This window comes from Burkholderia sp. B21-005 (genome assembly GCF_020843965.1).
Taxonomy (GTDB): Bacteria; Pseudomonadota; Gammaproteobacteria; order Burkholderiales; family Burkholderiaceae; genus Burkholderia; species Burkholderia ambifaria.
This window is the reverse complement of sequence record NZ_CP086303.1, coordinates 775,439-800,854: the sequence shown is the minus strand read 5'-3', so window position 1 is coordinate 800,854 and position 25,416 is coordinate 775,439. Positions and strand designations below refer to the sequence as shown.

The window sequence follows — 25,416 nt, the reverse complement described above, 5'->3', positions numbered from 1 at the left end:
AGCGCGGGCTGCCGCCGTCCGGCAACCGCTTCGAAGCGAGGTCGTTCCATGACGAATCCGCCGGTGGTCGAGATGATCGGCATCGACAAGGCGTTTCCCGGTGTCCACGCGCTGCAGCGCGTGAATTTCCGGCTGTTTCCGGGCGAGATCCATGCGCTGATGGGCCAGAACGGCGCGGGCAAGTCGACGCTGATCAACGTGCTGACCGGCGTGCATGCGCACGACGCGGGCGAGATTCACGTCGGCGGCGCGCCGGTGCGCTTCGCCGCGCCGCGCGAGGCCGAGGCGGCCGGGATCCAGACGCTGTACCAGGAAGTGAACCTGTGCGCGAACCTGTCGGTGGCCGAGAACATCTTCGCGGGCCGGCAGCCGATGCGGCGCGGTGCGATCGACTGGAAGACGATCCATGCGCGTGCGCGCGACGCGCTCGCCGAGCTCGACCTGTCGCTCGACGTCACGCGCTCGCTCGACGCGTATCCGATCGCGGTGCAGCAGATGGTCGCGATCGCGCGGGCCGTGTCGGTGGACGCGCGCGTGCTGATACTCGACGAGCCGACGTCGAGCCTCGACGACGGCGAGGTCGCGCGGCTCTTCGACGTACTGCGCCGGCTGAAGGCGTCGGGCATCGCGATCCTGTTCGTCACGCATTTTCTCGAACAGACCTATGCGGTGTCCGACCGGATCACGGTGATGCGCAACGGCGAGCGCGAAGGCGAGTATCTCGCGCGCGACCTGCCGGTCGACAGCCTGGTCGCGAAGATGACCGGCCGCGCGCCGATGTCCGGCACGCTGCAGGCCGGTGCGGCGGCCGTGCAGCGTGATGCCGGCGCGGCCGCGCCGTTCCTGTCGATGCAGCAGGTCGGCCGGCGCGGGATGATGAGCCCGCTCGATCTCGACGTGCGGCCCGGCGAAATCGTCGGGCTGGCCGGGCTGCTCGGCTCGGGACGCACGGAAACCGCGCGGCTTGCATTTGCCGCGGAGCGCACCGACACCGGCGCGATCGAGATCGACGGTGCGCGCAAGCGGCTCGCGTCGCCGCACGACGCGGTGCGCAACGGGATCGCGTATTGCCCGGAGGATCGCAAGAAAGAGGGGATCGTCGCCGCGCTGTCGATCCGCGAGAACATCGTGCTCGCGCTGCAGGCGCGGCGCGGCTGGTGGCGGCTGATCAGCCGCGCGCGCCAGCGCGAGCTCGCCGATACCTACATCGCGCGGCTCGGCATCAAGGCGCGCGACGCGGAGCAGCCGATCGGGCTGCTGTCGGGCGGCAACCAGCAGAAGGTGCTGCTCGCGCGCTGGCTCGCGACGGAACCGAAGCTGCTGATCCTCGACGAGCCGACCCGCGGCATCGACGTCGCCGCGAAATTCGACATCATGGAGCGCGTGCTCGCGCTGTGCGCGCAGGGGCTCGCCATCCTGTTCATCTCGTCGGAGATCAGCGAAGTCGTGCGCGTGAGCCACCGGATCGCGGTGCTGCGCGACCGGCGCAAGGTCGCCGAACTGAGCGGCGACGACGCGTCGGAGGAACACGTGTACCAACTGATCGCGGGAGGCCGGTCATGATGCGGCTACGCACGTTGCTTCGTCATCCGCTCGTATGGCCGGTGCTGACACTCGCGCTGCTGTTCGCGCTCGACGTCGCGCATCGGCCGGGCTTCCTGTCGATCTCGCTGCTCGACGGCCACCTGTTCGGCGCGCCGATCGACATCCTCAACCGCGCGGCGCCGCTCGTGATCGTGTCGCTCGGCATGACGCTCGTGATCGCGACGCGCGGGATCGACATCTCGGTCGGCGCGATCGTCGCGATCGCCGGCGCGGCCGCGGCGATCGTGCTCGACGGCGATCCGTCGCGGCTCGGTGTGGCGCTGGCCGCCGCGCTCGGCGTCGGCGTGCTCGCCGGCGCGTGGAACGGCGTGCTCGTCGCGTTCGTCGGGATGCAGCCGATCATCGCGACGCTGATCCTGATGGTCGCCGGACGCGGCATCGCGCAGTTGCTGACGGGCGGGCAGATCATCCCGATCGGTGCGCCCGGCTATCTGGAGATCGGCGGCGGCTATCTCGCGGCCGTGCCGTGCTCGGTCTGGATCGCGATCGCGACGATCGCGGCGACCGCGCTGCTGGTGAACCGTACCGCGCTCGGCCTGTTCATCCGCGCGATCGGCGTGAATCCGGTTGCGACGCGGCTCGTGGGGCTGCGCGCCGGCGCGGTGGTGTTCGGCGTGTATCTGTGTTCCGGCGTGATGTCGGCGCTCGCGGGCATCCTCGCCAGCTCGAACGTGCGCAGCGCCGACGGCAACAACGCGGGGCTGCTGCTCGAGCTCGACGCGATCCTCGCGGTGACACTCGGCGGCACGTCGCTGCTCGGCGGCCGTTTCAGCCTCGCCGGCTCGGTGCTCGGCGCGCTGATCATCCAGACGCTCACCTACACGACCTATTCGATCGGCGTGCCGCCGGAGGCGACGCTTGTCGTGAAGGCGATCGTCGTGATCGTCGTGACGTTGATCCAGTCGGACGCGGCGCGCGCGCTGGTGCTCCGCCACGCGTCGCGGCTGCTGCCTTCCGCGCGTTCGCGCGCCACCACCGGAGCCACGCCCCGATGAACCGATTCCTCGCCCGGCTCGCCGACCCGCGCACGCTGCCGATCGTCGTGACGATCGTGCTGTTCGCCGCGCTGTTCGGCTTCGGATCCGTGATGTACACCGGCTTCTTCTCGATGCAGGTGTTGACCGGGCTGCTCGTCGACAACGCGTTCCTGCTGATCGTCGCGATCGGGATGACGTTCGTGATCGTGTCGGGCGGCATCGACCTGTCGGTCGGCTCGGTCGTTGCGCTGACAACGATCTTCTGCGCGGTCGGCGCCGAGCGGCTGCACTGGCCCGTCTGGGCCATCGTGCCGCTCGTGCTCGTGTTCGGCGCGCTGTACGGCGCGGCGATGGGCGCGCTGATCCATTACTTCCGGCTGCAGCCGTTCATCGTCACGCTGGCCGGGATGTTTCTCGCGCGCGGCGCGTGCTTCTTGATCACGACGCAGTCGATTACGATCAACGAGCCGACGTTCCATGCGCTCGCGGGCATCAGCGTGCCGATCGGCGGCGGGACGCTGAGCGCGGGCGCGCTGATCGCGCTCGCGACGCTGGCCGCGGCGATCTACGTCGCGCATTTCACGCGCTTCGGCCGCAACGTCTATGCGATCGGCGGCAACGAGCGCTCGGCGCTGCTGATGGGGCTGCCGGTCGCGCGCACGAAGGTCGGCGTGTATGCGCTGAGCGGCTTCTGTTCGGCGCTCGGCGGCGTGGTGTTCACGCTGTACGTGCTGTCCGGCTACGGGCTGCAGGCCCAGGGGATGGAGCTCGACGCGATCGCCGCGACGGTGATCGGCGGCACGCTGCTCACGGGCGGCGTGGGCTACGTGATCGGGTCGGTGTTCGGCGTCGGCATTCTCGGCACGATCCAGGTGCTGATCACGTTCGACGGCACGCTGAGCTCGTGGTGGACGCGGATCGTGATCGGCGCGCTGCTGTGCGTGTTCTGCCTGCTGCAGCGGGTCATCGAGCGGCATGCGGCGCGGCGGCGTACCGGCGGCACCGGGCTCGATCCGAAACGCCGCAAGCGCGAGGCCGCGCAGGTCAGGCCGGCCGCGGCGGGCGACGACGCGGCGCTGGTGTCGACGATGCGGCGCTTGTAACGACCGTCGCGTTCGTCTGCACGCACCTGGGATGGCGTGCATGCTCCGCTGTCGGCGGCTTCATCGGCGGCGCGACAGCACGGCGCAGGCGTCGATCACGCCGACCGTGCCATGTCCGGCTCCGCATCGAACGACGCATCGACGATGCCCATCCGTTTCAGCGACTCGGCGAGCCGCTCGATCGCGTGCAGATCGAGCGCGTCGAGACGCTCGCGCATCGCCTGCACGAACGCGGCATGGCGCGGCGCATGCGCATGCTGGCCGAGCCATTCCTCGATATCGGTGAGGCGGCCTTCGCTCGCGAGCACGGCCAGCTCGTCGAGCGCACCGGGCGGCGGGCAGCGCATCGCATGCGCCGCGCTCAGCGGTTCGTCGGGTTCGACGGGCTCGGCCGGCCGCATCAGCGCCGACGCCGGGATCAGCGCATGCCCGAGCGCCGGTGCGACGATCTGGAACGTGAACGTCGTGCCGACACCCGGCTGGCTCGACACGGAGAGCTCGCCGTTCATCGCGCCGACGATCCGCTGCGCGATGAACAGCCCGAGCCCGGTTCCGCCATTCACCGCCTGAACCTGCTGATATGCGCGGAAGATGTCGGTCGTCTTGCCGATGTCGATCCCGATCCCGGTATCGGCGACCTCGAACACGATGCGCCACGCATGCTCGTGCGGATACGCGCCGACCGACAGCGTGACCGTGCCGTCGCGCGTGAACTTCGACGCATTCGACAACAGGTTGAGCAGCACTTGCTGCAGCCGGATGCCGTCGATCGACAGCTTGCGCGGCAGCGGCGTCAGCGGCCGGTAGTCGAACCGGTTGTCCTGCTGCGAGCACAGCGCGAGCGCATAGTCGCCGATGTCGTTCAGCAGGCCGGGCAGGTCGGTCGCATCCGGCGAGATGCCGAGCGGCTGCAGTTCGGACTTGGTGTACTGCAGCAACTCGTCGATCAGCGTGAGCTGGTAGCGGATGCTGCGGTCGATCGAGCGGATCAGCCGCGCCTGGCTGCGGGTCGCGCTTTGCAGCAGCAGCTTCGCGTAGCCGTTGATCGTCGACAGCGGTGCGCGCAGGTCGTGGCTCACATAGCCGAGCGTTTCGATCTTCTGCTGCATGTGCGTCCTCGCCTGGTGCAGCGCGTCGTTGAGCGCGAACGTGCGTTTCGCGACCTCGTCGCGCAGGCGATCCTGTTCGGTGAGCTGCCACTGCTCGAGCCGCTTGCGCGCCTCGGTGCGTTGACGGCCCACGTGGTGGATCCAGGCGGCCAGCACCACCAGATGCGTGGCGAACCCGAGGATCGAGATCACGGGATTCGGATGGACGTCGGATTTCAGCCAGAATAGCCAGGCCGGTATCGCATCGCGTCCGTCGAGCACGCGCACCAGCATGTTGAAGCTGGCGAACATGACGGCGAGCAGCATCACGCGGCCGGTCGGCGTGCGCCGGATCGCGAAGGTCAGCGCGAGGCCGATGTTCACGACCGCCGTCACGCTGTTCAACCGCAGGCAGAACCACGTGAAGGTGAGCAGGTCGCCGTACGCGGCGCCGACCATGCCGATGCATTCGAGCGCGAAGAACGCCATGTAGACGGCGCGCATCGGCATGCCGGCCTTCTCGCGGTGCGCGACCATCAGGATGAATGCGAAGAAGCACGCGACCGACAGATACGCGAAGATCACCTCGGCGCGTGCCGACCATTCGTACGCGCCGGGCCACAGATACATCACGGTATAGCCGCGGTACGTCGCCTCGAACAGCGTCATGCTCAGGGCCACCACGGCCAGCACGACGAACACGCCGCTGCGCGAAAAGAATCCGATCAGCAGCGCGCACCAGACGAGTGCCAGCAGGCCGCCGAAGAAGGCGAAGTTCCACATTGCGGCGCGCAGTTCGTGCGCATGCCATGCATTGGGGGTGTACACGGACGGCGCGAGTCGCATTTCCTTGCGCGACGTGATGCGGATCAGCACGGGCATCCGCTCGCCCGGGCGCAGCGTCGTGTCGAGCGTCGGATATCGGGAAGCGGGATGGTCCGCGTCGCGGAGGTCGGCCGGGAAGCGTCCGGCGAGCGTCCACGCGCCGCCGCGCTCGACATAGAAGTCTGCATGGTCGAGACGGGCGTCGTGAATCTCCAGCACCAGCGGGCGCTCGACGCTGTCGTGATTGACCAGCGTCGTGCCGACCCACCATGCCGAGCGGGAAAACTCGACGTTGAACGACGGGCGCGCCGCGGACGCGCCGCGTGGCGCAGCCGCGAGTCGCGCGGCGATCTGGTCGGCGGACATCTTGGTGCCCGGATCCTCGACGATCGAAACCGCGTCCAGTTGTGCAGCGTTTTCCGTCGCTTCGGCACGGTGGGTCGCGCAGGCGATCAGCGCCACCGCGAGCAGCAGGAAGGTGTGCCAGCCCGACGCGCGGCGCCTAGGCATCGCGCGGGTGATCATGCGATGCGGGCAGTGCGTCGACCGTCGGACGCTGGCGCCGCCAGTCGGACGGCGTGATGCCGAACCGTTCGCGAAACGCCGTCGCGAAATTGCCCGGCGTCGAGAAGCCGATTTCCTCGGCGATGTCGCCGATCCCCATCGACGTCTCCGCGAGAAAGTGCTTCGCGGCGCGCAGCCGTGTGTCGCGCAGGTATTCGAACACGGTCTGGCCGAGATGATCGCGGAACACGCGCGACAGCCGCTTTTCGTGCGTGCCGACCTGCCGCGCGAGCTCCTCGAGCGTCGGCGGATTGCGCAATTCGCGCAGCAGGACGTCGCTCGCCGCGCGCACCAGCGCGGCGTCCGGATGGTCGGGCAGCTCGGGCAGGTGCGCGAACGGCTGGCTGCGCCGCGCGCGCTTCAGATGATTGCGGATCCGCGCAATGACCTCGACCGGTTCGAACGGCTTCACGATGTAGTCGAGCGCACCGGTTTCGAGCCCCGCGATGCGATCGTCGAGATCGGCGGCGGCGGTCAGGATGATGACGGGTATGTTCTGCGTCGACGGCGTTGATGCCAGCAGGCGGCACGCGGCGAAGCCGTCCATGCGCGGCATCCGGACATCCATCAGGATCAGGTCGGGCGAGACTGCCTGCGCGCGGTGATAGGCCTGCAGGCCGTCGAACGCGACACTGATCCGGCACCGCGCCGAACGCAGGATCTCCGTCAGGAGCCGCAGGTCGTTCGGTCGGTCGTCTACGACAAGAATGTGTGCGCCAACGAGATCCGGCGTGGCGCGCAGCGACGCCGGACTGGACGAGCGGGATGACATGGTTGCGAACGCGTTGGGGAGGTAGGCCGGGGTCGGACTCGATGCATCTATGTGCACGATTGTTGCAAAAAATTATATGTCGACAATAGCGCCCGCGGTGGGGATTCCGTGCGTCGCGTGTGGGCATGTTTGACAGCGTGCGCAACCTTCGTGGCAGCGCGGCCGCGCCGGGAAAATGGCCTGGGAAAAAGTGCCGAATTGGATATTAAATACCGGTCGTTATTGCCGATTTCAATTGACGTAAATGGAATTGGCCCGAATGATGAATCGAGTTGAAATGTGTCGTGCAGGCAGCCGATTTCGATGCGGATCGCGTCCATCAATTCCGTGTCACTGTGATTAATTTTTTATTGATCGCTGGTAAAAATGCTTTCACATTTAAGTCGATTGGGAGGCCGGAATGTATGAATGTAAATATCGTCCGGCCGGGAAAACAATTTGTCCGCTCGGGAAAAGGTTCGAGCGCCGGAGTCCCGGCACACTAGGCCCGATGCGGCTGGATCGGTTGTTCGGCAGAACGGCGTTCCACGCGAATTTCATTTGTCGCGGCGGCATGTTTGAGTGCGCAATATTCAATGTGACATTGAGTGCTGACAATCTCAAATTCCGGGATTCCGGTGCTGCGACGAGGGTCGGCACGAGGGCAATGCAAGCTTCCCGCCCTTCGAATGGGTTGATATAAGAGACGAAGGGAATGGCGTAGAAGCTGATGAGAGTGTGACATACAAGGCAACCAGAAATAGTCAAAGAAAGTCAGTCGATTAATTCGATGCAGGGGTCGTCCGGCCAATCGTCGGTTTTTCCGGAAATCCGGAATCCGCGGCGCGTGCCTGGATGGAAAAGGGGTGAGTGGGTTCGCGTCGACCGCCGGGTCCTTCAGGCGGCGGTCGCGCGGGCGCGCTCTCGAATCAGGCGGCACGAAAAACATGAATATGAAAGGCTCGGCAGATCACAGCACCGGTTCGCCCGAACCGGCGGCGGCTGTCAGCGTCCGCGGTCCGGCGGCGCATGCTTCATTCCCCGGGGCCGCACGACGTCATCCTCCCCCTGAATGACCCAGGACGGGCCGCCCGGCGGATTCGTCGCGGCTTCCGTCCCACCGGCGTCTGAACGACGCTTCCACATGAAATTCGAGTTCGCCGCCCACGGGTTGGCGCGACGGCGTGCGCACGCGCTTTCCCGCGCTGCGCCGCCCGGCATGCCGCCTGATCGGCGAGCTCGACTTCCATGATTCGATAACCCGCGATCGTCGCCGTGCAGCGTGTCGTCCGACACGGGCGGCGTGCGGTCGTGTGATCGCGACGTGTGTCGCGCGTGTCGTGCAGAGCCGTTGAGCAGTTAAGTTAGATATCCGAATCAAGTAGCGGGGCGTCGCGAGACGGGAGACAAGGAAGGTGGAGACGGTCAGCTCCCGGCCGCGTTCGCTGTTGCGTCATCCAGCACATGTGAACTGAGGGAAAACAAGATGAACAAGTCGTTCAAGTCGATCTGGAACGAAGCACTGGGGGCGTGGGTTGCGACGTCCGAGCTCGATCGTGCGCGCGGCAAGCGCGTGGCGTCGTCGAGGAGTGCGGGCGAGCAGGCTGCCCACGAAGGCGCCGCCGCGAGCATGGCAACGCCGCCTGGGTTGTCGCCCCGGCGACTGGTCGTGATGATGGCGGCCGCGTACCTCGGACTGTTTCAGACGGGCGCCCACGCGCAGTACTCGGCGGGTGGCGGCTCCGCGACGGGCGGCGCCAGTTCGACCGCGGTCGGCAACGGCGCGCTTGCCTCGCAGACGAATGCGACCGCGTTCGGCAACCTGGCGACGGCGGCGGGCCTGTCGTCCACGGCGATCGGCCCGGGTGCGCACGCGATGGCGGATGGCGGAACGTCCATCGGCATCAACTCGCAGGCGACCGGTGTCAATAGCGTGGCGATGGGCGTGCAGGCGCTCGGTTCAGGGGCTTACGCGGTTGCGCTCGGCAACCTGTCGAGCGCGACGCAAAGCGGCTCGGTGGCGCTCGGTAGCGGTGCGGCGGCGACCGGCGTGTCCGCGATCGGGCTGGGCAACAATGCGCTCGCGTCGGGCCAGTATGCGGCGGCACTCGGGCTCGGGGCGAGCGCGGCGGGGGCGCAAAGCATCGCGCTAGGCTATGCGTCGCATGCCGACCTGACGGGCGCGGTCGCCCTCGGCAACCAGTCGACCAGCTCGGGCGCGGCCGGTGTCGCCGTGGGCAGCGGCGCGCTGGCTTCCGGAAACTCGGCGGTGGCGATGGGCGTCAACAGCGGTGCGAAGGGCACGTCGTCGATCGCCATCGGCTGGGGCGGCACCGCCGGCGTGCCGGGCTCGGGCACGCAGTCTCTCGGCACCAGTTCGATTGCGATGGGCTCGGGGACGACGGCCGGCGCCAACAACGCGGTCGCGTTCGGCCTGAACGCGAATGCATCGGGCGTCAGTTCTATCGCGATGGGCGTGCAGTCGACCGCGACGCAGCAGTTCGGTGTTGCGCTCGGCGATCTCGCGCTCGCGACGGGCACGTCGGCCAGCGCGCTGGGCTCCGGCGCGACGGCCGCGGCGCTGAATTCAACCGCGATCGGCATCAACAGTGTGGCGGCGGCGACATCGACCGTCGCGATCGGCGACAGCAACTCGGTCGCCGCGGGTGCAGGTGCCGGCTCGATCGCCGGCGGCAACTTGTCGAAGGTCCTGGGCGGCACCGGCGCCGTCGCGCTTGGCTTTGGCCAGACCGTCAGCGGCAACGGCGCGGTCGCCATCGGCGACCCGAGCACCGCGATCGGCACCGGCGCGGTCACGGCCGGTTCGAACAACACCGCGAACGGCGACGGCGCGGTGGCGATCGGCAATTCGAACAACGCGCAAGGTACCGGCTCGCTCGCGCTCGGCAATACGTCGACGGCGGCGGCGGCGGGCGCGGTGGCGTTCGGCGCGTCGGCCGTGGCGACCCGTGCAAACGACGTCGCGCTCGGCTCCGGTTCGGTGACGGCCGCGCCGAATCCGACCGCCACAGGCACTATCGGCGGCGTCACGTATACGTTCAACGGCGTCAATCCGGTCAGCGTCGTCAGCGTCGGCGCGGTGGGAACCGAGCGTCAGATCACCAACGTCGCGGCAGGGCGGATCAGTCCGACGAGTACGGATGCGATCAACGGCTCGCAGCTCGATGCGACGAACCAGGCGGTGAATTCGCTGTCGACGTCGACGTTGTCCAGCATCACGTCGTTGTCGACCGGGGTTTCGTCGTTGTCGACGGGGTTGAGCTCGACCAACAGTTCGGTCGCGTCGCTGTCGACTTCGACGTCGACCGGCATCGGTTCGCTGTCCACCGGCCTGAGCGCGACGAACAGTTCGGTGACGTCGCTGTCGACCTCCACGTCGACGGGGCTGTCGTCGGCGAATAGCGCGATCACGTCGCTGTCCACGTCGACGTCGACCGGCATCAATTCGCTGTCCACAGGCCTCAGCTCGACCAACAGTTCAGTGACGTCGCTGTCGACCTCCACGTCGACGGGTCTGTCGTCGGCGAATAGCGCGATCACGTCGCTGTCCACGTCGACGTCGACCGGCATCAATTCGCTGTCCACCGGCCTGAGCTCGACGAACAGCTCGGTGACGTCGCTGTCGACCTCCACGTCGACGGGGCTGTCGTCAGCCAACAGCGCGATCACGTCGCTGTCGACTTCGACGTCGACCGGCATCAATTCGCTGTCCACCGGCCTGAGCTCGACCAACAGCACGGTGACGTCGCTGTCGACCTCCACGTCGACGGGTCTGTCGTCGGCGAATAGCGCGATCACGTCGCTGTCGACTTCGACGTCCACGGGCATCGGTTCGCTGTCCACCGGCCTGAGCTCGACCAACAGCGCGGTCACGTCGCTGTCGACCTCGACGTCCACGGGCATCAGCTCGTTGTCGACCGGCCTGAGTTCGACGAACAGCACGGTTACGTCGCTGTCCACGTCGACCTCAACGGGCATCAGCTCGCTGTCGACCGGCCTGAGTTCGACGAACAGCACGGTCACGTCGCTGTCCACGTCGACCTCGACGGGCATCAGCTCGCTGTCGACCGGCCTGAGTTCGACGAACAGCGCGGTCACGTCGCTGTCGACTTCGACGTCCACGGGCATCGGTTCGCTGTCCACCGGCTTGAGCTCGACGAACAGCGCGGTCACGTCGCTGTCCACGTCGACGTCCACGGGCATCAGCTCGCTCTCGACCGGCCTGAGCTCGACCAACAGCACGGTTACGTCGCTGTCCACGTCGACGTCGACCGGCATCGGCTCGCTGTCCACCGGCCTGAGCGCGACGAACAGCAACCTGACGTCGCTGTCGACCGCCACGTCGACGGGCATCGGTTCGCTGTCGACGGGCCTGAGCTCGATCGTGAACAACAACACCAATCTCGGCAACAGCACGGCCGGCGCGATCGGCGGCGGCTCGACCTACAACCCGACGACCGGCACGATTTCGGCGCCATCGTACGTGACGTACAACAGCGACGGCTCGACGATCATCAACAACAGCGTCGGCTCGGCGATCGACAACATCAACGCGCACGGCATCAAGTATTTCCACGCGAACTCGACCGCGCCGGACAGCCAGGCGATCGGCGTCGACAGCGTCGCGATCGGCCCGAACGCGATCTCGCTCGTGAACGGCAGCATCGCGCTCGGTTCCGGTTCGGTCGCGGATCGGCCGACGGCGCCGTCGTCGGGCATCATCCGTAACGGCACCGCGGCGATCCCGTTCAACACGACGGACCAGACGCTGCTCGGCGCGGTGTCGGTGGGCGACACGACGAACCGCACGTATCGCCAGATCACCAACGTCGCGGACGGCACCGGGCAGCAGGACGCTGTGACGGTACGGCAGCTTACCGGTGCATTGCAGTCGTTCGCGGTCACGGGCCAGAAGTACTTCCACGCGAATTCGACGGCCGGCGACTCGCTCGCGGTCGGCGCGGAATCGGTCGCGGTCGGGCCGACGACGGTCGTGAACGGCGACAACGGCGTGGGCATCGGCAACGGGGCGATCGTCGACCAGACCGCACCCGGCGGCGTCGCGATCGGGCAGGCCGCGAGTTCCGCGCAGGCCGACGCGATCGCGCTCGGCAGCGGTGCGTCGGCCCTCGGCGCGCAGTCGGTCGCGCAGGGTGCCAATGCGTCGGCGGTCAGCGTGGGCAGCGTCGCGCTCGGCTCGGGTGCGCACAGCACCGCCACCGATGCGCTCGCGCTCGGCGCCGGCGCATCGGCGACGCTCGCGAACAGCGTCGCGCTGGGCGCCGGTTCGCTGACCACGGTCGGCGCGCTGACGAACTACGTCGCGTACGGCCTGAGCAGCCCGCAGTCGTCGGCCGGTGAAGTGAACATCGGCAACCGGCAGATCACCGGCCTGGCCGCCGGCAAGAACGGCACGGACGCGGTGAACGTGTCGCAGCTCGACTCGGTCGCGAACCAGTTGACGACGCTGATCGACAAGCGCACGACCAATCTCGGCGGGCAGTACACGACGAACCCGCCCGGCGGCAACGTGCCGCCGGGGGCGAGCGGTTCGAATTCGTCGGCGGGCGGTTCGGGGGCGGTCGCATCGGGCTCGAACAGCACGGCGGTCGGCAACGCGTCGACGGCGTCTGGCAACGGCTCGACGGCGATCGGCGTCGGCTCGACCGCATCGGGCAACAACTCGACGGCGATCGGCACGGGCAGCAACGACGGCGGCCGCTCGAACGTCGTCGCGGTCGGCTCGGCGGATTCGCCGCGACAGGTCGTCAACGTCGCGGCGGGCACGCAGGGCACCGATGCGGTGAACGTGAACCAGCTGAATGCGGTCTCGAACCAGTTCACGCAGTCGCTGAACACGGTCAACAACCAGCTCACGCAGATGCAGCAGCAGATCCAGCAGACGGATTCGATGGCGCGTGAGGGGATCGCCGCGACGGCCGCGTTGGCGTCGATCCCGCACATGGACCGCGACTCGAACTTCGCGATGGGGGTCGGTACGGCGACGTTCCAGGGTCAGAAGGCCATGGCCGTCGGTGTGCAGGCGCGCCTCACGGAGAACCTGAAGGCGACGCTGAACGGCGGCTTCGCCGGCAGCCAGCGCGTCGTCGGCGCGGGCGTGCTGTATCAGTGGAAGTAATCGCGCGCGGCGGTCCGTTCCGGCACGCGTTGCCGGAGCGGACCGCGTCGAACGCAACCGCACGCGGATGCGGCCGCGCCATCGCGCCGCACGCGCTGCGCCCATCGCATTTTCGGAGTAATCAAGTGAAAAACATCCATCTTGCCCTGCTGGCGTCCGTCGTTTCCCTCGCTGCCTGTTCGAGCGCGTCGGGGCCGACGTACAACGCATACGAACTGCAGTCCCGTGACGGCATCCGCACCTTCCGCGTCGACTGTCACGGCATCCTGTCGAGCGCGCAGACCTGCATGAAGGTCGCGACGCGCATGTGCGGCAACGAGGCCGTGCGCGTGGTCGATTCCACGACGCCGTATCGCGACGGCGCCGATCCGCACGCGATGGTGTTCCAGTGCGGCGCGGCAGCCGCGCCGGTCGCCGCGGCCGCCGCGCCGGCGCCCGCCGCGGTCGAGAAGGTGAGCCTGACCGGCGATGCCTATTTCGCGACCGACTCGGCCGTGCTGACGTCGGCCGCCACCGCCGCGCTCGACAAACTGCTGAACCAGCAAGGCGACAGGCATTTCGCGCGCGTGGAAGTGGACGGTTATACCGACGCGACCGGCTCGGATACGCACAACCAGACGCTGTCGAAGCGTCGGGCCGATGCGGTCGCGGGGTATCTGCGTGAACACGGGCTGAAGGCGGATTCGTTTGCCGCGACGGGGCATGGAGAAGCCAATCCGGCGGCATCGAACGATACCGTCGAAGGGCGGGCGCGCAATCGCCGGGTGGAAATCTCGCTGCAGAAGTAAGACGTGGCGACCGGGTCGCCGCATGCGTGGCCGTCGAAACCGGACGGCTCGCTTGCGGCGGCGGCGGTGCCGTGCGTGGATGCGCGACGTCGACGAAGGCAATGCGTCACGCGGTGCGTGCGCAACGTCGCCGTCGTCGTCGCATGGACAACGCTGCCGCATGGCGACTTGCGTCCGGCACGCGGACCATCATCCGCACCGGGCAGCCGATCAGTGCCTGATCACGCAGACGGCCACGATTTCGTATCCGGGGTCAGCATGCGTGTTTGCCGCTTTTTCGGCTTCCTCATACGAACCGAAGGACGTGGCATTTTCAATCGCTGGTGCCATGCCGATATCGCCGTCCTCGGCGGTGCAGAGGAACTGCTCGCCGGTCTTCACGACGTACACGGACATCATGATTCCCTCCAGGGTTTGCAGGGGGATATTCCAGTCTAGCAGGCAGGAAGGCGGGCGGCGGTGGTCCGACCGTCGGTCGGCGCGAATCGGTGAGCAACGCGGCGCGGAGGCCGTCGCGCGCAAAGCCGTGCACAATACCGGCATGCGCGCCCCAGACCTTGAATGCCTTGTCACCGTTACCATGCCCTTCGGAAAATACAAGGGCCGACTCCTTGCCGACCTGCCCGGGCCTTACCTCAACTGGCTGGCACGCGAAGGATTCCCGCGCGGCGGACTCGGCCGACAGCTCGCGCTGATGCACGAGATCGACCACAACGGTCTGAGGGAACTCCTGGCGCCCCTGCGCAAACCCGGCTATCCAGCCGCCGATGCTGACATAAAATAACAAAAGGCTCTGTCGCGGATAAGCCGCTGGCAAAAGAGGGGTGCCAACATGAGACGCCTTTATTTTCTCGTACCCGATACGCAGATGGCGAAGGCGATCGTCGATGACTTGCTGCGCGCTCGCATCATCTGGCGCCATATTCACGTCCTCGCCGATCACAGCGTCACGCTCGATCAGTTGCCCGAAGCATCTCTGCTGCAAAGCAGCGATGTCGTGCACGCGCTCGAGCGAGGCGTCGCACTCGGCGGCGCGACAGGCGCGCTTATCGGTCTCGTCGCGCTGGTATTTCCTCCCGCGCAGCTCGTGATCGCGGGGGGCGCCGTCGTCGGATTGACGGTGGCGGGCGCGGGCTTCGGCGCGTGGACGGCCGCGATGATCGGCATTGCCGAACCGAATGGGCGACTCGCGCGCTTTCGCGAGGCCATCCGCGAAGGCCAGATCCTGATCATGGCCGACGTGCCGCCGCTGCGAGAGGAGGAAATCTCGCAGATGGTCGCCCAGCATTTTCCCCAGGCGGACATGGAAGGCGGCGAGCCCACGACGCCGATCTTCCCCTGACAGCGAAAACCGGCACACGCGAACACCTGCGCTCATCGACGCGATTCGTCGGACGCGTGTTCGCGTTATCGCGACCGTGGGCGGCATGGCGTTGCGTTTTGACGCGGCCGCCCGTGGCGTTACCGAATCGCGGGGCGAACGTGTCGCGATTCCGAATCGCACACGGAACACACTTTTTGACGCGAAGGGCGCGTTCTGAACCTGAGTGCTGAAGCTGAACCGTCGGCAAGGAGGTCATATGGAACTGCACATGCAATCGCACTATTGGGAACGGCGCACGCCGGACTGGGTCTCCGCGGCGGTGGCCGGCCTGGCGGGCGGTGCGCTGGTGATCGCGCTGGAATTCTTCTGGTCGACGCTGGTGCTCCATGAAAGCCCGTGGCGACCGACCCACAAGATCGCGGCGATGGTGATGGGCCGCGGTGCGCTCAGCCAGTTGTCGCAATTCAGCCTTGAAATCGTCGCGATGGCGCTGCTGCTGCACTACGTGCTCGGCGCAATCATGGGGATGATGCTCGCCGCGATCATGGCGCCTTTCCGGTTCGATTCGAGCGTGGGCATGGAGGCGGTGATCGGGCTGGCCTTCGGGCTCGTCGCGTACCTGTGGAACTTTTATGTGATGACGGCCGTGTTCCCGTGGTTCATCTCGGAGCGCGGTTCCGGCCCCTTGCTGGCGAACCTGCTGTTCGGCGTGGTTGCCGCCGTCGCCTATGGCCAACTGGAGCGATGGCGCAGGCCGAGCAGGATGGAGTGACGCGGCGCTTTTGTTGACGCCGCGCCGGCCCTGAACACACGTCGGCCCCGTAGACGGCCGCGTCGGCAATCCCTGCCGGCGGCGGCCGTTTTTGCATCGCATCGCCGCATGCGACGCCGCCGTTCGCGCGGTTCGTGCGCGGCATGCGCGTCCGCGTTTCGCCGCCTTGCACGATGCAGGGCCGAGGACTACCTTTTCTTAAGAGCCGTCGTGGGCAGCGCGTCGCGAAGCGGTCCCGGCACAGGTGCCGGCGCGGACGATACGACGAATGCGACATGCGCCGACGCGGCGCGACGACGCCAGCAGCGTCGTGTCGGCGGCTCGGGTGCGTGACACGCAGCGAGGCGGCCTATGGCCCTTGCGATTGCTCTGGTCCTGATCATCGCAGTGGCGGTGGGGTTTCACTTTGCCAGTCCGTGGTGGATCACGCCGATCGCGTCGAACTGGGTGCGCATGGACGACATGCTGACGATCACGCTCGTGATCACCGGCGCGTTCTTCATCGCGATCAACCTGTTCATCGTGCTCGCACTGGTGCGCTACCGCCATCGCAGCGGCCGTCGCGCCGCCTACGAGCCGCACAACAGGCGGCTGGAATGGTGGCTGATCGGCCTGACCTCGGTCGGCGTGGCCGCATTGCTGGCACCGGGGCTCTTCGTCTATGCGGACTACGTACGACCGCCGCACAAGGTGCTGCAGATGGAAGTGCTCGGCCAGCAATGGCAATGGCGCTTCCGCTTCGCCGGCCCCGGCGGCAAGCTGGGCACGACGGACGTGCGCTACATCAGCAACGACAACCCGTTCGGCCTGAACCCCGGCGACCCCAACGGCCGCGACAACTACCTGATCGACGCGTCCGAAGTGCACTTGCCGCTCAACCGGCCGGTCCAGGTGCTGGCACGGTCGCGCGACGTGCTGCACGACTTCTACGTGCCGCCGTTCCGCGCGCGGATGAACATGGTGCCCGGCATGGTGACCACCTTCTGGTTCACGCCGACCAAGGCCGGGCGTTACGACATCCTGTGCGCGCAGCTCTGCGGCATCGGGCACTCGAACATGCGCGGCGTGGTGGTGGTGGAAGACGAAGCCTCGTTCGCGCGCTGGCTCGCGCGGCAGCCGACGTTCACGCAGCGGCAGCAGGCGAACGTGCAGGCCGCACCGGCCGCCGCGGGCGGCAGCGCCCAGGCGCTGGCCGACCAGGGCAAGGCGCTCGCGGCGGCCAAGGGCTGCGTCGCCTGCCATACCGTGGACGGCACGCCGCGCGTGGGCCCCACGTGGAAGGGCCTGTACGGCAAGACCGAAACGATGGCCGACGGCAGCACCGCGAAGGTGGACGACGCCTATCTGCGCGCGTTCATCAGCAACCCGACGGCCCGCGTCGTGAAGGGTTTCTCGCCGATCATGCCGCACTTCGACCTGAGCGATCAGGAACTGGCCGCCCTGGTGGCCTATATCAAGGCGCAAGCCGGGCCGGACGCCAGCAGCGCGGCGCAGCGCTAGCGGAGCACACCCCATGACCTACGCGCACTCCGATCACGGCCCGCAGAGCTTCTGGACCCGCTACGTCTGGAGCCAGGACCACAAGGTCATCGCCGTGCAGTACGCGCTGACGGCCATCGCCATCGGCCTCGTCGGCCTGGTGTTGTCGAACCTGATGCGGCTGCAGCTCGGCTTTCCGGGCAAGTTCGCGTTCATCGACGCGAACCACTACTACCAGTTCGTCACGATGCACGGGATGATCATGGTGATCTACCTGCTGACGGCGCTGTTCCTGGGCGGCTTCGGCAACTACCTGATCCCGCTGATGCTGGGCGCGCGCGACATGGTGTTCCCGTTTCTCAACATGCTGAGCTACTGGGTCTACCTGCTGGCCGTGCTGGTGCTGACCGCGAGCTTCTTCGTGCCGGGCGGGCCGACCGGCGCGGGCTGGACGCTGTATCCGCCGCAGGCCATCCTGCCGGGCACGCCGGGCGTGGAATGGGGCATCGTGCTGATGCTGGTGTCGCTGGCGATCTTCATCGTCGCGGCGACGATGGGCGGCCTGAACTACGTCACCACCACGCTGCAGGCGCGCACACACGGCATGACGCTGATGCGCATGCCGCTCACGGTGTGGGGCATCTTCACCGCGACCATCATGGCGCTGCTGGCGTTTCCGGCGCTGTTCGTGTCGGCGGTGATGATGCTGTTCGACAAGACGCTCGGCACGAGTTTCTTCGTGCCGGCCGTGGTGTCGATGGGGCAGACGCTCAACCATGCCGGCGGCAGCCCGCTGCTGTTCCAGCACCTGTTCTGGTTCTTCGGGCATCCGGAGGTCTACATCGTCGCGCTGCCGGCGTTCGGCATCGCGTCGGACCTCATCAGCACGCACGCGCGCAAGAGCATCTTCGGCTACCGGATGATGGTGTGGGCGATCGTCATGATCGGCGCGCTGAGCTTCGTGGTCTGGGCTCACCACATGTTCATCGCCGGCATGAATCCGTACTTCGGCTTCTTCTTCGCCACCACCACGCTGATCATCGCCGTGCCGACCGCGCTGAAGGTCTACAACTGGGTGCTGACACTGTGGCGCGGCGATATCCACCTGACCGTGCCGATGCTGTTCGCGATCGGCTTCATCAGCACCTTCGTCCTCGGCGGGCTGACCGGGCTCTTCCTCGGCAACGTGAGCGTGGACATTCCGCTGTCGAACACCTACTTCGTGGTCGCGCACTTCCATATGGTGATGGCCGTGTCGCCGATCCTGGTGGTGTTTGGCGGCCTCTACCACTGGTATCCGCTGGTGACGGGCCGCATGCTGAACGACACGCTCGGGCGCCTGCACTTCTGGTTCACGTTCGTCGGCACTTATGCGATCTACTTCCCGATGCACTATCTCGGCGTGCTCGGCATGCCGCGGCGCTATTACGCGTATGAAGGCTACAGCTTCATTCCGCATTCGGCGCAGACGCTCAACGCGTTCATCACCGTCGTGGCGCTGATCGTCGGGGTGGCGCAGCTGCTGTTCCTGTTCAACCTGGCGTGGAGCCTCGTGCACGGCAAGCGTGCCGACGGCAATCCGTGGCGGGCCACCACGCTGGAATGGCAGACGCCGCAATCGCCGCCGGCGCACGGCAACTGGGGCGCGGCGCTGCCGGTCGTCTATCGCTGGGCATACGAATACAGTCCGGCGGGGCAGGAGGAAGACTTCGTCCCGCAGAACCGGCCGCCCGCGACGGCGCCCGAGCCCGCGCCGGCCCGGCCGACGCTTCACTCCGGCGAGGCACACGAATGACCACGCTGCCGCGCCCCTTCGGTCCCGACGCGCAACCGGTCTTGCCGAATGCGGGCCGCACGGGCCTGATCGTCTTCATGGCGGTGGCCACGACGTTGTTTTCCTTGCTGCTGCTCGCCTATGGGATGCGCATGCGCGAGCCCGACTGGCAGCCGATCCCGCATCCGGCGCTGCTGTGGTGGAACACCGGTGCGCTGGTGCTGGCCAGCATCGCGATGCAGCGCGCCCGGCGGATGACCTTGCACCGCACGGCGTGGCTGGTATCCGGCGGCGTGCTGGCGGCGCTGTTCGTGATCGGGCAACTGACCGCGTGGCGCGTGCTGTCCGCCGCCGGGCAGACCGTCAACGTCAATCCTTCCAACAGCTTCCTGTACCTGCTCACCGGCCTGCACGCGTTGCATGTGCTGGGCGGACTGGTGGCCTGGGTCGTCACGATCGCGCTTGTGCGGCGCGCGGACCCGTTCCGGGCGCAGCGCGCCATTGCGCTGTGCGCGACCTACTGGCATTTCCTGCTGGCTGTCTGGCTCGTGCTGCTGGCGGCGATGTGGTGGATGACCCCCGCGATCGTCGCCGCCATCTGCGGGCCGCTGTATGGAGCCGCGCCATGACCGTGCCCACGCTCCCCACTGAATCATCCGTCGGCGAATCGGCCGACATCGCCCGCGCCGACGCCGGGCCCGACGGCTGGCGCGGCATCGTCACCGACTGGGCGGGCGACCGCGAAGCCTTCAAGGTGCCGTGGGGCAAGGCGATGATGTGGATCTTCCTGCTGTCGGACACCTTCGTCTTCAGCAGCTTCCTGATCGGCTACATGTCGGTGCGCATCTCGACCACGGCGCCGTGGCCCGATACGTCCAAGGTATTCGGGCTCACGGTGGGCGGCGTGGATGTGCCGTTGCTGCTGATCGCCATCATGACGTTCATCCTGATCAGCAGCAGCGGCACGATGGCGATGGCCGTCAACTTCGGCTACCGACGCAACGCCAAACGCGCCGCCGTGCTGTTGCTGGCGACCGCGCTGCTGGGCGCGGCCTTCGTGTCGATGCAGGCGCTCGAATGGACCAAGCTGATCGTCCATGAAGGGATCCGCCCGTGGGGCAACCCGCTGGGCGCGGCGCAGTTCGGCGCGTGCTTCTTCACGATCACCGGATTCCACGGCTTTCACGTGACCTGCGGCGTGATCTACCTGCTGCTGATCGCACGCAAGGTGCTGCAGCCGGGGTTCACCGAGCACGGCAACTTCCAGATCGTCGAGATTGCCGGCCTGTACTGGCACTTCGTCGACCTGGTGTGGGTGTTCATCTTCGCGCTGTTCTATTTGTGGTGAGGCAGGCCATGGACCATACCGATCCCGCCGATCGACCCGAGGCCGCGCACGGCCAGCAGCATCCGATCGGCGTCTACCTGAAAATCTGGGGCTTGCTGTTCGTTCTGAGCACGTTGTCGTACCTGGTGGACTACTTCCACGTGCAGGGCCTGCTGCGCTGGGTGCTGATCGTCGTGCTCATGATCGCCAAGGCCGGGCTGATCGTGTCGATTTTCATGCACATGATGTGGGAGCGGCTGGCGCTGGTGTACGCGATCCTGATACCGCCGCTGTGCCTGCTGGTGCTCATGGTGCTGATGGCCGCCGAAGCGCATCACACGTTCGGCATGCGGGAACTCTTCTTTCACTGATCCCAGCGCATCCGTTCAAGGGAGACTCTCATGAAATTTTCACGCCGACGTTTCCTTACAGCCACCACCGTGCTGGCTTCCGTGCTGGCCGTGGGCCGTCGCGCGGCGGTGGCGGATGCCGTTGCCGTGCAGGAATCCGATGCAAACGCGCAGGCCCTCGGCTACAAGACCGACGCCAGCCGGGTCGACCGTAAGAAGTTCCGAAATTTCAGCCGGGCGAGGCCTGCGCGAATTGCCAGTTCTACCAGGGCAAGGCCGATGCCGCGATGGCGCCGTGCGCCATTTTCGGCGGCAAGCAGGTCAATGCAAAAGGCTGGTGCAGCGCCTATGCGAAAAAGGCGTAGCGAGCAGGGCTGCCCGCGCGGCGCACCGGATCGAGCACATACAATGTGAGCGTCCGTCGGCCTGCGCTTCGCCATGACCTGGGTGACGCGCGGGCCGCTCCGCCCGCGACCCGCCAAGGCCAACATGGAAATCAAATGGATCGAGGACTTCCTCGCGCTCGCTCAATATCAAAGCTTTTCCCGTGCGGCTGAATTTCGCAACGTCACGCAGTCGGGCTTCAGCCGTCGCATCCAGTCGCTCGAGCAATGGATCGGCGCCGAACTGATCGACCGCAGCAGCTTTCCGCCGGTGCTGACGCCGGCGGGCCGGCTGTTTCGCGAGACGGCCGAAGACGTGCTCAGCCGCCTGTTCGACACGCGGGCCATCATCCGCACCGAGCAACGGATTGCCGGCAAGAGCCTGCAGATCGCCGCGGGCCATACCATCGCGCTGAGTTTCCTGCCGGGCTGGCTCAAGGCGCTCGCCCCGCATTTCGGCGAAGTGCGGGCGCGCGTCATTCCGACCAACGTGCATGACTCGATCCTGATGCTCGTCAACGGCAACTGCGAGCTGATGTTTGCCTATCACCATCCCGAGCTGCCGCTCCATCTCGACCCGGCGAAGTACGAGCACCTGACGGTCGGCCTCGACACGTTGATGCCGGCATGCCGGCCGAACCGGCGCTCGGCGCCCGCGTTTCGCCTGCCCGGAACGAAGCAGAGCCCGCTGCCGCTGATCTCCTATACGGAAACCAGCTACTTCGGCCGCTGTCTCGCGCTGCTGCTCGGCCGTGCCCCCGATACGCCGGCCCTGCAGCTGCACTACGAGTCGGACATGGCCGAGGTGCTGAAGAAACTCGTGATGGAAGGCGAGGGCGTCGCGTGGCTGCCCCGCAGCGCAATCGCCGCCGAGCTGGCGGCCGGCGAACTCGTCCCGGCCGGGCCTGCGGCGTGGAACCTGGAAGTCGAGTTGCGCGTGTATCGCGACGTGTCCAACCGCAGTGAATTCCTCGACACGCTGTGGCAGCACCTGCGCGCGGCGCCTTCCCGGCTCGGCTGAATCAGGGTTTTCCCGCCTTATGCGGGACTCGCATACCGCCATGTTGCACCGGCATCACGGTTTTATCGACCGTCCCTACCATTCGTTCCAACGGCAATCGTGACGCGTGACCGGCGTCGCGCGGCCTTCTTCGCAGCGCTCGTCCGCCTCCGGCGGCAGGGCGCCACCCAAGGACGAATGGACATGAAAAATCGCCTTACCTTCAGCATTGCAGTCGGCATGATCCTCGGTGTCGTCGCCGGTTATGCGTGCCACACCCACATCGCGGATCCGGGCACCCTCAAAACCGTTGCCGGCTATTTCTCGATCGTCACCGACATCTTCCTGCGCCTGATCAAGATGATCATCGCGCCGCTGGTGTTCGTCACGCTCGTGTCCGGCCTGGCCGGCATGGACAGCGGCGAGGACGTCGGCCGCATCGGCCTGCGCTCGATCGGGTGGTTCGTCTGCGCGTCGCTGATTTCGTTGAGCCTGGGCCTCGTCATGGCCAATGCGCTGCAGCCGGGCGCGGGCCTGAACCTCGCGGCATCCGCCGGCGAGGTCGACACCGGACTGAATACCGCCGCACTGAACGCGCGGGACGTGATCACGCATGCGTTCCCGACCAGCCTGCTCGACGCGATGGCGCGCAACGACATCCTGCAGATCCTGGTGTTCTCGGTCTTTCTCGGCATCGGGCTGAGCGCGCTGAAGCACGACAAGCGGGTCGGCGTCGTGATCCAGTCGATCGACGGCATGGTGCCGGTGATGCTGCGCCTGACCAACTACGTGATGCGCGCGGCGCCGCTCGGCGTATTTGGTGCGATCGCCGCGTCGGTCACGCTGCGCGGGCTCGACGTGATCTATACGTATGGCAAGCTGATCGGCGCGTTCTACCTCGGCTTGCTCGTCCTCTGGACGCTGCTGATCGGCGCCGGCTACGTGTTTCTCGGGCGACGCGTCGGCAGCCTGCTGAAGGCCGTACGCGAACCCGCGCTGATCGCATTCTCGACCGCGAGCAGCGAGGCCGCCTATCCGCGCCTGACCGAGCAGCTCGAGCAGTTCGGCGTGGACAAGAAGGTGGTGGGCTTCACGCTGCCGCTGGGTTACGCGTTCAACCTGGATGGCTCGATGATGTATCAGGCGTTTGCCGCGATCTTCATCGCGCAGGCGTTCGGCGTGCACATGCCGGTGTCGGAGCAGGTCTTCATGTTGCTGGTGCTGATGTTGAGCAGCAAGGGGATGGCGAGCGTGCCGCGCGGCTCGGTGGTCGTGGTCGCGGCGGTCGCGCCGATGTTCCATCTGCCGGTAGCCGGCGTCGCGATGATTCTGGCGATCGACCAGATTCTCGACATGGGCCGCACGATGACGAACGTGATCGGCAACAGCGTGGCGACGGCGGTGATCGCGAAGTGGGAGAGCCGGCGCGCTGCGAAGTCGCAAGCCGCCGCCGTATTCGATCAGCCGGAGAACGCATGATGCACACGGATGGCGTGAATGCCCGGCGCAAGTTCGGCGTGGTCGGCGGCCTCGGGCCGCTGGGCAGTGCCGACGTGTTCTTCAAGATGGTGAAGGCGACGCCTGCGTCGTCCGACGAGGAGCACGTCGAGCTGATTTTCGAGCAATACCCGTTCAAGGGCTCGGGGTCGGGCAGTGCGGCGACCATCGAACGCAAGCTGTACGTGTTCGACATGATCCGTGCGTTCGAGAAGCGGGGCGTGACGACGGTCGTGCTGCCGTGCTTCCTGAGCCACACGTTCATCGACGAGCTGAAGGCGAACACGCGCCTGCCGATCGTGGATATCGTCGAAGCGGTACGCAGCCATGTGCGGCGCAAGTATCCCGACGCGACGCGTATCGGCGTGCTGGCGTCCGACTACGTGCGGGCCAAGCGACTCTTCGAAGCGTATTTCCCGGCGCCGCAATTCGACATCGTCCATCCGCGGTCGCACGAGGGGATCGACCTCGTGACCGAAGCGATCTACGGCCGCGACGGCATCAAGCGCGGCAATCTCCGAGGCCGTCCGGTCGAACTGCTGCGCCGCGCATGCGAGGACCTTGCCGATCAGGGCGTGCAGGTGATCGTCCCGGGGCTGACCGAGATCGCGCTGGTCGCCGATGAAATCGGCCCGCAGCGCGTGCCGCTCGTGGATTCGAACCTGGCGTATGCGCAGTACGCGGTGGCCGGGCAACCGGGTTCGCGCGCGGCGACGTTCAAGATCGGCGTGGTCGGCGGCGTCGGCCCGGCCGCGACGGTCGATTTTCTGGACAAGATCGTGCGCAACACGCCGGCATCGCGCGATCAGGACCATATCAAGCTGCTGGTCGAACAGAATCCGCAGATTCCCGATCGAACCGAGAACCTGGTGGGCGCCGGCGCGGATCCGACGATCTCCCTGTACGCGACCTGCAAGAAACTCGAGGATGGCGATGCCGACGTCATCGCGATTCCGTGCAACACCGCGCATGCGTTCGTCGAGCGGATTCAGCCCTGGCTCGGCATTCCGATCGTCAACATGCTGACCGTCACGGTCGCCCACCTGCGCGACGCCTATCCGGCGCTGCGGGAGGTCGGTGTGCTGGCCACGTCCGGCACGATCGAAAGCGGGGTCTACCAGAAGGCGCTGGAATCGCAGGGACTCCGGCAAGTGGCGCCGGGGCCGGCGTTGCAGGCGCGCGTGATGGAAGCGATCTACGGCAGGCAGGGTGTCAAGGCCGGCTTCACGACCGGACGGTGCGAGGAAGATATCGGCGCGGCCATCGACGCGTTGATGGACGAAGGCGTGAGCGTGATCGTGCTCGGATGCACCGAACTGCCGATCCTGCTGCCGGGTGGGGAATATGTCGCGCGGAACGGGCGCCGGGCGACGCTCGTCGATCCGACCGACGTGCTTGCCCGCACGTGCATTGCGTATGCGACGGCGGCCGGCGGCTGAGTCGGTTCCTGATCGGGGCGGGCGTCGATGAGCCGAGTGATCCGGCCCGTTTTCGCCCCTTCGCGCCGCTCGTGGAAAACTGTATGAATATACAGTATAGTATCCGTCGAACTCGAGCGGCGCGGGCATGACCCGTGCGGCACGTGCGCCGCGTCTGCGGGCATCCGCCGCAGCGTTCCGGCACCGTGATTCCGGCTAACTCATTCAGAC

The 25,416-nt window shown here is 66.8% G+C and carries 19 protein-coding genes and 1 pseudogene; 17 read left to right on the top strand and 3 right to left on the bottom strand.

The window, feature by feature from the left end; translation table 11 throughout:
- The first annotated feature begins 48 nt into the window (after positions 1–48).
- The 3 genes from LMA02_RS34080 to yjfF are packed head-to-tail and all read left to right on the top strand — an operon-like array spanning position 49 to position 3,685.
- Positions 49–1,563, top strand: a complete 1,515-nt coding sequence (locus LMA02_RS34080) for a sugar ABC transporter ATP-binding protein (protein WP_228910273.1) — start codon at positions 49–51, stop codon at positions 1,561–1,563.
- Complete coding sequence (locus tag LMA02_RS34075; RefSeq protein WP_228910272.1) at positions 1,560–2,600, top strand: ABC transporter permease; 1,041 nt, start codon at positions 1,560–1,562, stop codon at positions 2,598–2,600. The genes LMA02_RS34080 and LMA02_RS34075 overlap by 4 nt, the downstream gene beginning before the upstream one ends.
- Entirely contained in the window at positions 2,597–3,685 is a 1,089-nt protein-coding gene (gene yjfF / locus LMA02_RS34070) for a galactofuranose ABC transporter, permease protein YjfF (protein ID WP_175741084.1), read from the top strand. The genes LMA02_RS34075 and yjfF overlap by 4 nt, the downstream gene beginning before the upstream one ends.
- Positions 3,686–3,780: 95 nt before the next feature.
- On the opposite strand, the gene LMA02_RS34065 is transcribed toward yjfF, so the two are convergent.
- Entirely contained in the window at positions 3,781–6,108 is a 2,328-nt protein-coding gene (locus LMA02_RS34065; protein ID WP_228910271.1) for a sensor histidine kinase, read from the bottom strand.
- Positions 6,101–6,934, bottom strand: a complete 834-nt coding sequence (locus tag LMA02_RS34060) for a response regulator (protein WP_228910270.1) — start codon at positions 6,932–6,934, stop codon at positions 6,101–6,103. The genes LMA02_RS34065 and LMA02_RS34060 overlap by 8 nt, the downstream gene beginning before the upstream one ends.
- Before the next feature lie 1,465 nt (positions 6,935–8,399).
- Here LMA02_RS34060 and LMA02_RS35490 point away from each other — a divergent pair.
- Together LMA02_RS35490 and LMA02_RS34040 are read left to right on the top strand one after the other, a co-directional pair.
- Positions 8,400–13,073, top strand: coding sequence for a YadA-like family protein (locus LMA02_RS35490; RefSeq protein WP_229050919.1), 4,674 nt, complete (start codon positions 8,400–8,402; stop codon positions 13,071–13,073).
- Between the two features lie 125 nt (positions 13,074–13,198).
- Entirely contained in the window at positions 13,199–13,861 is a 663-nt protein-coding gene (locus LMA02_RS34040) for an OmpA family protein (protein WP_228910269.1), read from the top strand.
- 210 nt (positions 13,862–14,071) lie between these two features.
- Here LMA02_RS34040 and LMA02_RS34035 read toward each other — a convergent pair whose 3' ends face one another.
- Positions 14,072–14,260, bottom strand: a complete 189-nt coding sequence (locus LMA02_RS34035; RefSeq protein ID WP_006756519.1) for a hypothetical protein — start codon at positions 14,258–14,260, stop codon at positions 14,072–14,074.
- A gap of 142 nt (positions 14,261–14,402) precedes the next feature.
- On the opposite strand from LMA02_RS34035, the gene LMA02_RS34030 reads away from it, so the two are divergent.
- The 12 genes and pseudogenes from LMA02_RS34030 to LMA02_RS33975 all read left to right on the top strand — a co-directional run bounded on the left by LMA02_RS34030 (position 14,403) and on the right by LMA02_RS33975 (position 25,206).
- Positions 14,403–14,645 (top strand): DUF3820 family protein, encoded by a 243-nt coding sequence (locus LMA02_RS34030; protein WP_228910268.1) that lies wholly within the window; start codon positions 14,403–14,405, stop codon positions 14,643–14,645.
- A 48-nt stretch (positions 14,646–14,693) separates the two neighbouring features.
- On the top strand, positions 14,694–15,203 hold the full coding sequence (locus LMA02_RS34025) for a DUF1269 domain-containing protein (protein ID WP_228910267.1): 510 nt from the start codon (positions 14,694–14,696) through the stop codon (positions 15,201–15,203).
- Positions 15,204–15,441: 238 nt separating this feature from the next.
- Entirely contained in the window at positions 15,442–15,957 is a 516-nt protein-coding gene (locus tag LMA02_RS34020; RefSeq protein WP_228910266.1) for a hypothetical protein, read from the top strand.
- 351 nt (positions 15,958–16,308) lie between these two features.
- On the top strand, positions 16,309–17,457 hold the full coding sequence (locus LMA02_RS34015; protein WP_228910265.1) for a c-type cytochrome: 1,149 nt from the start codon (positions 16,309–16,311) through the stop codon (positions 17,455–17,457).
- A gap of 13 nt (positions 17,458–17,470) precedes the next feature.
- Entirely contained in the window at positions 17,471–19,231 is a 1,761-nt protein-coding gene (gene ctaD / locus LMA02_RS34010; RefSeq protein WP_228910264.1) for a cytochrome c oxidase subunit I, read from the top strand.
- Entirely contained in the window at positions 19,228–19,839 is a 612-nt protein-coding gene (locus LMA02_RS34005) for a cytochrome c oxidase subunit 3 (RefSeq protein ID WP_228910263.1), read from the top strand. The genes ctaD and LMA02_RS34005 overlap by 4 nt, the downstream gene beginning before the upstream one ends.
- The gene (locus LMA02_RS34000; protein ID WP_228910262.1) at positions 19,836–20,558 is read left to right on the top strand and encodes a heme-copper oxidase subunit III family protein; all 723 of its coding nucleotides are present in this window, start codon (positions 19,836–19,838) and stop codon (positions 20,556–20,558) included. Before LMA02_RS34005 ends, LMA02_RS34000 begins: the two co-directional genes overlap by 4 nt.
- Positions 20,559–20,566: 8 nt before the next feature.
- A complete protein-coding gene (locus LMA02_RS33995; RefSeq protein WP_166724102.1) occupies positions 20,567–20,908 on the top strand; it encodes a cytochrome C oxidase subunit IV family protein in 342 nt (113 codons plus the stop codon).
- Between the two features lie 30 nt (positions 20,909–20,938).
- A pseudogene (locus tag LMA02_RS33990) lies at positions 20,939–21,252 on the top strand (high-potential iron-sulfur protein).
- 124 nt (positions 21,253–21,376) lie between these two features.
- A complete protein-coding gene (locus LMA02_RS33985) occupies positions 21,377–22,291 on the top strand; it encodes a LysR substrate-binding domain-containing protein (RefSeq protein ID WP_228910261.1) in 915 nt (304 codons plus the stop codon).
- A gap of 183 nt (positions 22,292–22,474) precedes the next feature.
- Complete coding sequence (locus LMA02_RS33980; protein ID WP_228910260.1) at positions 22,475–23,749, top strand: dicarboxylate/amino acid:cation symporter; 1,275 nt, start codon at positions 22,475–22,477, stop codon at positions 23,747–23,749.
- A complete protein-coding gene (locus tag LMA02_RS33975) occupies positions 23,746–25,206 on the top strand; it encodes an amino acid racemase (protein ID WP_228910259.1) in 1,461 nt (486 codons plus the stop codon). The genes LMA02_RS33980 and LMA02_RS33975 overlap by 4 nt, the downstream gene beginning before the upstream one ends.
- Positions 25,207–25,416 lie beyond the last annotated feature (210 nt).

Excerpts from the sequence above, each read along its gene's own strand:
- LMA02_RS33975 (WP_228910259.1), top strand. The coding sequence starts at position 23,746 with ATGATGCACACGGATGGCGTGAATGCCCGGCGCAAGTTCGGCGTGGTC.
- LMA02_RS34020 (WP_228910266.1), top strand. The coding sequence starts at position 15,442 with ATGGAACTGCACATGCAATCGCACTATTGGGAACGGCGCACGCCGGAC.
- LMA02_RS34080 (WP_228910273.1), top strand. The coding sequence starts at position 49 with ATGACGAATCCGCCGGTGGTCGAGATGATCGGCATCGACAAGGCGTTT.
- LMA02_RS33985 (WP_228910261.1), top strand. The coding sequence starts at position 21,377 with ATGGAAATCAAATGGATCGAGGACTTCCTCGCGCTCGCTCAATATCAA.
- LMA02_RS34065 (WP_228910271.1), bottom strand. The coding sequence starts at position 6,108 with ATGCCTAGGCGCCGCGCGTCGGGCTGGCACACCTTCCTGCTGCTCGCG.
- LMA02_RS34000 (WP_228910262.1), top strand. The coding sequence starts at position 19,836 with ATGACCGTGCCCACGCTCCCCACTGAATCATCCGTCGGCGAATCGGCC.
- LMA02_RS34030 (WP_228910268.1), top strand. The coding sequence starts at position 14,403 with ATGCGCGCCCCAGACCTTGAATGCCTTGTCACCGTTACCATGCCCTTC.
- LMA02_RS34060 (WP_228910270.1), bottom strand. The coding sequence starts at position 6,934 with ATGTCATCCCGCTCGTCCAGTCCGGCGTCGCTGCGCGCCACGCCGGAT.
- LMA02_RS35490 (WP_229050919.1), top strand. The coding sequence starts at position 8,400 with ATGAACAAGTCGTTCAAGTCGATCTGGAACGAAGCACTGGGGGCGTGG.
- LMA02_RS34035 (WP_006756519.1), bottom strand. The coding sequence starts at position 14,260 with ATGATGTCCGTGTACGTCGTGAAGACCGGCGAGCAGTTCCTCTGCACC.
- LMA02_RS33995 (WP_166724102.1), top strand. The coding sequence starts at position 20,567 with ATGGACCATACCGATCCCGCCGATCGACCCGAGGCCGCGCACGGCCAG.
- LMA02_RS34015 (WP_228910265.1), top strand. The coding sequence starts at position 16,309 with ATGGCCCTTGCGATTGCTCTGGTCCTGATCATCGCAGTGGCGGTGGGG.
- ctaD (WP_228910264.1), top strand. The coding sequence starts at position 17,471 with ATGACCTACGCGCACTCCGATCACGGCCCGCAGAGCTTCTGGACCCGC.
- LMA02_RS33980 (WP_228910260.1), top strand. The coding sequence starts at position 22,475 with ATGAAAAATCGCCTTACCTTCAGCATTGCAGTCGGCATGATCCTCGGT.
- LMA02_RS34075 (WP_228910272.1), top strand. The coding sequence starts at position 1,560 with ATGATGCGGCTACGCACGTTGCTTCGTCATCCGCTCGTATGGCCGGTG.
- LMA02_RS34005 (WP_228910263.1), top strand. The coding sequence starts at position 19,228 with ATGACCACGCTGCCGCGCCCCTTCGGTCCCGACGCGCAACCGGTCTTG.
- LMA02_RS34025 (WP_228910267.1), top strand. The coding sequence starts at position 14,694 with ATGAGACGCCTTTATTTTCTCGTACCCGATACGCAGATGGCGAAGGCG.
- yjfF (WP_175741084.1), top strand. The coding sequence starts at position 2,597 with ATGAACCGATTCCTCGCCCGGCTCGCCGACCCGCGCACGCTGCCGATC.